The organism is Pigmentiphaga daeguensis (genome assembly GCF_039523035.1).
In the GTDB taxonomy this organism is placed as follows: domain Bacteria; phylum Pseudomonadota; class Gammaproteobacteria; order Burkholderiales; family Burkholderiaceae_B; genus Pigmentiphaga; species Pigmentiphaga daeguensis.
The window spans coordinates 176,193-185,435 of the sequence record NZ_BAAAEN010000011.1 but is presented as its reverse complement, the minus strand read 5'-3'; the positions used below and the strand labels follow the sequence as shown (position 1 = coordinate 185,435).

The window sequence follows — 9,243 nt, the reverse complement described above, 5'->3', positions numbered from 1 at the left end:
CTGCAGAGCAAGACGCCTATGCAGGCTATGAGTGGGTGGTATGATTCACACCCTCATTTGTTCCATCGGCGGCCTTATGATCGTCCGGGACTCGACAACTAGGCCTGTTCCGCTCCATGGCTCTCATGCTCCCCGCCGCGCTTCGATCGGACAGTCTGCAACGGGACCTCATACGCCTCGGGGTGCTGCCGTGCGCCACCGCCGCCGTGGCGCTGACCCTGTGGTTCACCCACGAACGGCTGGACGCGCTGGAGCAGGCCTTCCGCGCCAACGGCGCGGCGATCGCCCGGCAGCTTGCCGTGGCCAGCGACCTGAGCCTGTATGCGGGCGACGTGGAAACGCTGCGCGACCTGGCCGAGAACATGGTGGCCAAGGGGATCGCGTCGCGCGTGGAGATTGGCAACGGCGCGGGCATCGCCATCGCGGCGGGGCCGGAGTCCGGCAAGCTCAAGCACGCCCGCCCTTTCGCCGAACCGGTGCGCCTGCGCGCCACGCGCGGCCTGACCGACTACCCCCGCCCCGGCGGACCGGCGCTGGACATCGGCACGGTGCGCGTGTTCCTGGACGATGCCCAGCACCGGAGCGCGCGCGCCGCCTCGATGCTGGCCGGCGGCCTGATAGGCGGCACGGCCCTGTTGCTGGCCTGGCTGTCGGCCCGCCACATGGCACGCGCCGTCGTCCGGCCGCTCAAACGGATCTCCGCCACCGTCTCATCCTTGCAGGAAGGGAAGCTGGACGCCCGCTGCGGTCCGTGCGGCCGCAACGAGATCGCCGCCCTGGCCAGCGACGTCGACCACATGGCGCAACGCCTGCAGGACGCCTACTCGTCCCAGGAAGAGCGCATCCAGGCCGCCACCCAGGAGGCGCTCGCGCGGCTGTCGCAGGCTGAACAGGCCACGCGTTCTCGCACGCGCTTCCTGGCCACGGCCAGCCACGACCTGCGCCAGCCGGTGCATGCGATGGGACTGTTCATCGACGGCCTGCTGCCCACCGCCAGCCCCGCGCAGTTGCCCGCCATGCAGCGCCTGCAGGAAGGCACCCAGGTCATGAGCGCACTGCTGGACGCGTTGCTGGACATCTCGCGGCTCGACGCCAACGTGCTGTCGCCGTCCTATGCCCCGGTGCGCGTGCGCGACCTGTTCGACCAGCTCGACGCCATGCATGGCGCGATTGCGCGCGAGGCCGGCGTGGAGCTGGTGTGGCGCGACCGCGGTCGCGCGGTCATGACCGATGCGGGCCTGGTCATGCGCGTGCTGGACAACCTCGTGCGCAACGCCGTGCGCCACAGCGAAGGCGGCAGGGTGCTGGTGGCGGCCCGGCGCGACGGCGCCGCCACCCGGATCGAGGTGCGCGACAACGGCATCGGGATCGCGCCCATCCAGCAATTGCGCATCTTCGAAGAGTTCTACCAGGTCGCCAATCCGCAGCGCGACCGGCGCAACGGCTTCGGCCTGGGCCTGTCCATCTGCGCCCGGATCGCCCGCCTGCTGCAAACCGACATCGGCGTGCGATCCGCGCCGCGCCGGGGCAGCACATTTTCGCTGCTGCTGCCCAGCACCGACGCACCGCCCGTGGCGCCCATGGCCGCCGCGTCCGAGGCCGCAGGCACGACCTCGCTGGACCTGGACTGCCTGCTGATCGACGACGACGAGGCCATCCAGGAAGGAACGGCCCACCTGCTGCGGCAATGGAACTGCCGCGTGGACCAGGCCCTTACGGCCGGCGACGCGCTGCGCAAGCTGCGCGACGCCAGCCGGCGCTACGACGTGATCCTGTGCGACCTGCAACTGGGCGACAGCGACGACGGGCTCGCGCTGCTGCTGCAGGCGCGGGAGCTGCGGCCGCGCGCCACCGCCATCATGATCTCGGGCACGACCACGCCGGACATCCTGCAGCGGATACGGGAAGCCTCGGTCACGCTGCTGACCAAGCCGGTCGCGCCCGCCAAGCTGCGGGCGCTGCTGGGGCGCTGGACGCCGGCCGGACGCGGCGCCCGGTCGGCCAGTCTCTAGAACCTGTCCCCCTTAGAAGTCCGAGCAGGCGTTGCGGCGATCGGTGGACACGCAGTTGCTCAGGTTCGGCCGTGTCCGCACCCGGGACCATTCCCGGGCCAGCACGTCGCCCGCCTGCTCGACCCGGTCGCCGGCTATCGGCCCGGTGGCGAAGCACATGGCCACGGGCGCCAGGTTCCGGTCGTACAGGTAGGTGGTCGGTATCTCGCGCTGGAGGTCCACGCTGGGCAGGGCGTAGCTGTTCACGGTCAGCACGCCGGGCACGACGTTGATGAGATACCCCTCGGCCGAGACGAAGGGCGTGACCGCCGTCACGGCGTAGGTGCCGGCCGGGCTGGCGGCATTGGCGGCCGAACCGGCCGCGCCGCTGATGCCGGTCCCGGTATCGTCCAGGATCAGGCCCTCCAGCGTGTAGCCCAGGGCGGGATTGCCGATGCCGGCCGGCCGCGAGGCGCTGTCCAGCGTCACGGTCACCGTCGGTTGTTGCCGGTAGATGAAGTGGTTGTCCGCGTCGGCGATGGATGCGCCATAGGCGCGGCCGTACAGGTTGGGCAGCGTGCCCGAGCCGGCCATGCCGCCGCGCGTCTCGCCCTCCCAGGTGTCGGCCCATACCCGCCAGCGCCCGGAAGTATCGATGCGCGCGCCGTCCGGATTCTGGAAGCGCGCCGCCGCCACCAGGTCGGCGGTGCCGCCGGTCACGCCGGCATCCAGCGTCAGGTCGCCGGACTGGGTCCGCACGACCGTGGTGGCGGCGGAAATGCCTCGTTCCGAGCCGGCCACCACGCCTTCCCCCGCGCCCAGTGTCGGCAGCGTGACTTCGCCTATGCGCAGGGCATCCGCGTCGGTGTAGGCGAACCCGCCGCGCGCCCCGCCCGCCACCGTGCCGACGCGGTTCGATGCCTGGTCCAGGACGACGCTGCCGTCCGTGCTGCGGGCCGCCAGTTCGTCGGCGATGATCGAGCCCGACGCATTCTGGCCGATGTCGCCGCCGGCAAGCAGCGCGACCGTGGCGGCCTGCACGGACTGCCCCAGCGTCACGTTGCCGGCGTCCGCCTGGAGCACCATCGACCCGGCCGCGGCCGAGGCGGCGGCGATGGACAGATTGCCCGAGGTGGCCCGCACGAACGCATCGCCGGCCGTCACGCCCGAGGCGGAGACCGTCTGCGGCGCGCCCGCCCCATCCAGCCCGGCGGCCGTCACGGTCGTCACGGCCAGGTCGCCGGTGCCGCGATAGGCCAGGCTGCCGGCCGCGCTGCCCGCCAGCGCGCGCACGTCGTTGCCGCCGTTCTCCAGCCGCACGTCGCCGCCGGTCGAACGCGCCAGCAGCGCATCCGCCGCGATGCCGCCGGACGTCGATTCGGTGATCCCTCCCGTGGCGAGCAATGCCACGGTCCGGGCCCGCACCGCGGCGTTCACGGCCACGGCGCCGGCATCGGCCTGCAGGCTGGCGGCATCGGTGGCCGTCACGCCCGAGGCGACCGTCAGGCTGCCCGTCCGCGCCGCGACCCGCACCGTGCCGGCCTGCGCACCGGCCACGGTCGATGACGACAGCCCACCCCCCGCATCCTGGGTGGCGACAGTGGCCTCGCCGACGGTCAGCGCATTCGCGTCCGCGTAGCGCAGCTCGGTGGCCGCACTGCCCGCGAACACGCCGGCGTCGTTGCCGGGGGCGGTCAGCGTCACCGACCCGGCCGTCGACCGGGCCGCCAGCGTGTCCGCCGTGATGCCGGCGCCGGCCTGCTGGCCGATGTCTCCGCGGGCCAGCAGGGCCACGGTTCGCGCCTGCAGCGATTGCCCGACTTGCACGCTTCCCGCGTCCGACTGCAAGGTCAGCCCGTTGGCTGCGTTCGAAGCCGCCTGGACCGACAGGTTGCCCGTGGTCGCCTGGACGATCGCATCGGTGGCCGTCAGGCCCGAAGCCGCGACGGTCTGCGGCGTGCCGCTGGCGTCCAGCGCCCCCGCCGTCACCGTTGCCACCGCCAGGTCGCCGCTGCCGCGATAGCGCAGGTCGCCCGCGGCGGATGCCGCCAGCGTACGCACGTCATTGCTCCCCGCCGCCAGTTGGACGTCGCCCGCCGTGGACCGGGCCAACAGCGCGTCGCCGGCAATGGCGCCGGCGGCGGCCTGCGTGATGTCGCCGCCGGCCAGCAGCGCCACCGTGCGCCCCTGGACCGCGGCACCCACTCCGATCGCCCCGGTGTCGGCCTGCAGGCTGAGCAGGTCGACGGCCGAGACGGCGGCGGCGACGTCCAGATCGCCCTTGCGAGCCGCGATCTGCGTCGTATCGGCCGAGATCCCCGACGCGGCAACGGCCTGCACGTTGCCCGCGGTGTCATGGCCCACGACGGCGGCATTTCCCAGGGTCAAGCCGTCGGCGTTCGCATACCGGAAATCGGTGGCCGCGCTGCCCGCCAGGATCCCGACCCGGTTGCCCGCGTCCGTCAGCGTCACGCTCGCGCCGGTCGAACGGGCGACCAGCGTGCCGGCGGTGATGGCGGCGCCCGCCTGCTGGCCGATCGCGCCGGCCGCCAGCAGGCCCACCGAACCGCTGTCCAGGGTCCGGTTGAGCTGGATGGCGCCGGCATCCGCCTGCAGCGTGATGGCGGTCGGCGCGGTAATCGCGGCATTGGCCGTGATGTTCCCGGCACGGGCCTGCACGATGGCGCGGTCGGCCGAAATGCCATCCAGCGCCCGGGTCTGCACGCCGTTGGTCGCGGCGTCCATGCCCAGGGCCGACACGTTGCCGACCGTGATGCCGTCGGCATCGACGTAGCGGAAGTCGCCCGCCGCGCCGCCGGAAACCGTGGCCACGGCATTGCCCGCGTTGGTCAGCACGACGTCGCCCGTGGCCGACCGGGCCGCCAGCGCGTTCGCGGCGATCGCGGCGGTGGGCGATTGGGTCACGTTGCCGCCCGCCAGCAGCGCCAGCGTGCCGGCCGTCACGTTGCCGCCCAGCGCGATCGCCCCGCCTCCTTCGTTCTGCAGGGTCAGGTTGCCGGCCGTGGCCACCGGCCCGTCCACCGAGATGTCGGCGGCGTGGGTATTGCTGCCGACGATGACGTTGGGCGCATCCAGGTTCCCCATGTCGGCGTCCGACAGCGAGAACCCGTTGCCGCCCGCCCCGCCCACGGAAATCCGGGTCGCCGTGTGGTCGGTGGCATTGCCCGCGGCATCGACGCCGCCCGGCCGCAGGTTGATCGACGCACCCGACCGCACCGAGGCCGCGAGCGCGATCGCATCGGCGCTGCCGTCGTTGTCGGCCCGCAGGACGACGCCTTGCTGGCCATCGATGGCATGCGACGACAGGCTGGACGAGCCGCCTTGCAGGTCTATGCCGGCGCCGCTGCCTTCGGACTGACCCGCCACGCGCACCCGGCCGGCCTGCGCGACCAGCGAAGAGTCCTCCAGGATCACGCCGGAAGCGGTCGTGCCCGCCCCCCGCGCCAGCCCGCGCACGTCCACGTCGCCACTGGCGGACTGCACGTGCGCCCCTTCCATCCTGACGCCTTCCGCGCCCGTCGACGAATCGCCGCCGCCGATGCCGACGATGGCGATGTTGCCGGACGTGGTCGTAATGATGGTGTCGTCGCTGCTGCCCGACGTCATCTGCACGCCCTCTCCATAACTGGAAGAGACGCCGCGCACCGTGACGCTGCCGCTGGCCGCGTCGATGCGTCCGCCTTCGATGTCCACGCTGGCCACCCCGTCGCCCGCGCCCCGCAGCAGGACGTTCCCGCCGGCGCCGGCATCGCTCTGGCCGACACGCGTGTCGATGACGCTGTCCACCAACCGGATGGCCGGCCCGCGATTGGAGCTGGCGCTGCCCGCCACCGGGTCGCTCTGGCCATACAGGCTGACCGATCCGCCGTTGGTGGTCAGCGTCGCGTTCTGGAAGGCGATGGACTGATCGCCCGACAAGGTGCCGCTTGCGTTGCTGTTGAACGCCAGGTCGAGCGCGCCCGCCTCGGACACGATGCTGAACGAATCGCCTCGTATGCCGCGGTACGCGTCCAGCGCGAACGCCAGCGGCGCCGCGCCGGTCGTGCGGCGGATATCCACGCCGCTGGCTATGGTGATGTCGCCGCCCGTGCCGCTGCCGGCCCCCGTCCCTATGCGTACGCTCGTGCCGGCATCCAGGGCGGTGTTGATGCTGGAATCCTGGATCGTGGTGTCGGCCACCGCCTCGAAAGGATCGGCCAGCGGCGCGCCCGGCCCGGTGCCGTGGACGATACGGACGTCATAGGGATCGACGATCCAGTTTCCCGCCGCGCCGGTGACGGTCCCGGCATTGACCCGGACGCCGCTCGCGTCGACGCCGCCGCCGGAAGTCTCGATCCGTCCGCCGTGGCCCGCGCCCGTGCCCCGCGCCTGGAGCGAGCCGTGGACGCGCAGGCCATCCTGCCCCGTCAACAGTACCTTGCCGCCATCGCCCTCGGCGCCGGTCGAGTTCGCCTGCACGCGCGCGAAATCGTCCACGGCCGCCACGGCCTCGGCCCGCACCGTCACGTCGCCCCCGCCGCCGGCGCCGTCGGCCAGCAGCGCGGTGGCGCCCAGCACGCCCACGTTGCGTCCGGTGACCTCGATGCTGCCGCCCCGGCCGTCCGCGCTGCCGGCGTCCACCTGCAACGTCGCGCCCACCTTGGTCGGTTCGCCCGCCAGCCAGACGTCGCTGTCGCGGCCGGCGATGCGTATGCGGCCACCGTCGGTGGCGATGTCGGGCGCCGTCCCGCCCGGCGCCTCCAGGGCCTCGACGCTTTTCTCGATGCGCACGCCGCGCGCGGCGATGGTGGTGAAGGTCGCCCCCGAGGCGCCGTCGCTCTGGATGAGCAGGCCGTCGCCGCCCGCCGCCCCGGTGATCAGGATGTCGCGGCGCGGACCGGCCAGCACCCGGGTGTCGAGCATGTGCACGCCATCGACGGCCTCGATGGTGTCGTAGCCCAGCACGCCGAAGATGTCGGGCGACTGCGTCAGCGCGTCCAGGTTGGAGCCCTTGCCGTCGATCGTCACGTCGCCGCCGGCCGCCACGGTGGTGTTCCGGATCGCCACGCCGGCTTCCGGGACCTCCACGGGAAGATTGTCGGCCAGCGTGGCATTGGCCGCCGTGCCGACGATGGTGATGTCGCCCGCCGCGTTCAACCGGTGCTGCGTGCCCCCTTCGCGGCGCCCGTCTATCCGTACGCCCGCCGCCGCCACGCCGCCGTGGCCGGTTATCGTGATGTCGCCGCCCGCCGCCACGCCGGTCCCGCTGAGGGTGACGCCCTCGCCCCCTTCCACGCCGCGGCCGGACGTCGCGTCGACGGTGGTGATGCCGGCCCCCGCGGCGGCCAGCGAACCGCCCGCCGAGCAGGCATCGTCGGCGCACAGCGACACGTCGCTCCAGCCGACGAAGATGCCGGCGCGGCGGGTCTGCGCCCGGCCATTCACGAAGGACGTGCCGCCGGTGGCCTTGCCGTTGGCGGCATCGCCTTGCCCGAACAGGCGCAGGTCGCCACCCCGGGTAGCGATGGTGGCGCCTTCCACGTCGATGCTGCCCCCGCTTTCCTCGACGAAATCGCTAGCGCCCTCCGGCCGGCGCATCGCGGCCTTGCCCGAGGAATCGGCGTTGAACTCGACGTTCAGCGCGCCCGCCTGCGACTCGATGCGCGCGCCGTTCCACATGTCGATGTTGCGCATGGCGTCCACGCGCAGGGTGGAAGTGCCGCCCTGGGTCTTGACCACGCTCGCGTCGCTCTCGAACACCACGTTGCCGCTCTGCCCCCGGCCGCCGTCGAGCGCGAAGCCGGTGGCGGCCACGGTCACATCGGTACGGTTCCCCAGCGCTTCGCCCACGGCGCCGCCGGATACCCGGCTGTCGTCACCGGCCACGGACACCTCGGTGGCGGGCCGTGCCGCCGGCGCGGTACCCACGGTCACGTCGCCCTGCGAGCTTATCGTCCATTTGCCGTTGGCGCCGCTGCCGGCGCCGGCCGCCGAGACATGGGCCGCCCCGACCTCGACCACGCTGCCCGACGTCTTGACGACGCCGCCCGCTCCGTCGCCCGCGGCATTCGCCGTCATGATGCCCGCCGCATGCAGCCCCGGGGCGCCGACGTCGACGGTGCCGCCGTTGCCCGCAGCCAGCGCATCCGCGTGCAGGCGGCTGGCCTCGTCCATAGTGACCGCCCGCCGGCCCGCCAGTTCGATGTGCCCGCCGCCGCCGTCGCCGGAGGCATCCAGGCGCGCCGATCCGGTCCGGATGCCGCCGGCCTCGATGCGGAGGGTGCCGCCCGACGCCCCCGCGGTGCCCGACACGTCCAGCGTGCCGCCCACCGTCACGTCGGCCTGGCCCGAGGCCCCCAGGATGATCTCGCCATTGCGCGCGGTCAGCGATTGCGCCCGGATCGTGCCCTGCTGGTTGACCACGCGCTGCGCCACCTGGGCCGAGTCCGCCAGCACCGCCACCCGGCCGCCGTTGGCCTGGAGCACCGCGCCGCTTTCGTTGGCGACCGCGGCCATGCTGGCGCCGGCGTCCGGCGCGAAGCGGAACGTGGTCAGTCCGTCGCCCTGGAAGTCCAGCGTCACCTGGCGGGCCGACACCAGCCCCACGGTGCCACCGTCGGCCACGATCTTGCCTTCGCCGCCGTTGACCACGGTAGCGGCCATCAGCGCGATGGTCGATCCCGGCGCGGTCAGGGTGCCCAGGTTCGTCACCGAAGCGGTGTTGGCGTCGTCGCGCTCGAACCGGAAGCGGCCCGCCATGAAGTCGGCATTGGAGATGTTGAGCGTCGAGGCGACCAGGCCGCCGGTCTCCACCTTGGAGCCCTGCCCGAACAGCACGCCCGCCGGATTGATCAGGAAGATCCGGCCATTGGCCGACAGATCTCCCGAGATGCGCGACAGGTCCCCGCCCAGCACCCGGTTCAATGCGATGCTGGAGGCGCCGGGCTGCAGGAAGCGGACCGCGTTGCCCGCGCCGATCGAGAACGTGCTCCACTCGATGATGGCGCGATCGCTCTGTTGCTGGATGGACATGACGTTGCCGCTCGTGACGGGCGCGAGCACGCTGCCCTGCACGGGATTGAAGCCGGTCGGCATCTGGGCGCCCGCGCTGGTGCCCACCAGGGCGAGCGCCAGCGCCAGCGGACGGGGACTCCAACGCTCCTGGGGCACCGCGGAAACGGGCCCGCGAACCTTGCGCGGGGAACGGATGGCTGCACTCATGTGATTCTCCTGGTCCCGGAGCGCGGTCCGC

At 72.7% G+C, this 9,243-nt stretch carries 2 protein-coding genes and 1 pseudogene; 2 read left to right on the top strand and 1 reads right to left on the bottom strand.

Annotated features, from left to right (window positions below; all coding sequences use genetic code 11):
* Nucleotides 1-102: pseudogene (locus ABD104_RS15770) on the top strand (IS481 family transposase); the annotation flags it as partial.
* Between the two features lie 14 nt (nt 103-116).
* Nucleotides 117-2,012, top strand: coding sequence for an ATP-binding protein (locus ABD104_RS15765; RefSeq protein ID WP_343927800.1), 1,896 nt, complete (start codon nt 117-119; stop codon nt 2,010-2,012).
* A 12-nt stretch (nt 2,013-2,024) separates the two neighbouring features.
* On the opposite strand, the gene ABD104_RS15760 is transcribed toward ABD104_RS15765, so the two are convergent.
* Complete coding sequence (locus ABD104_RS15760; RefSeq protein WP_343927799.1) at nt 2,025-9,212, bottom strand: two-partner secretion domain-containing protein; 7,188 nt, start codon at nt 9,210-9,212, stop codon at nt 2,025-2,027.
* Nucleotides 9,213-9,243 lie beyond the last annotated feature (31 nt).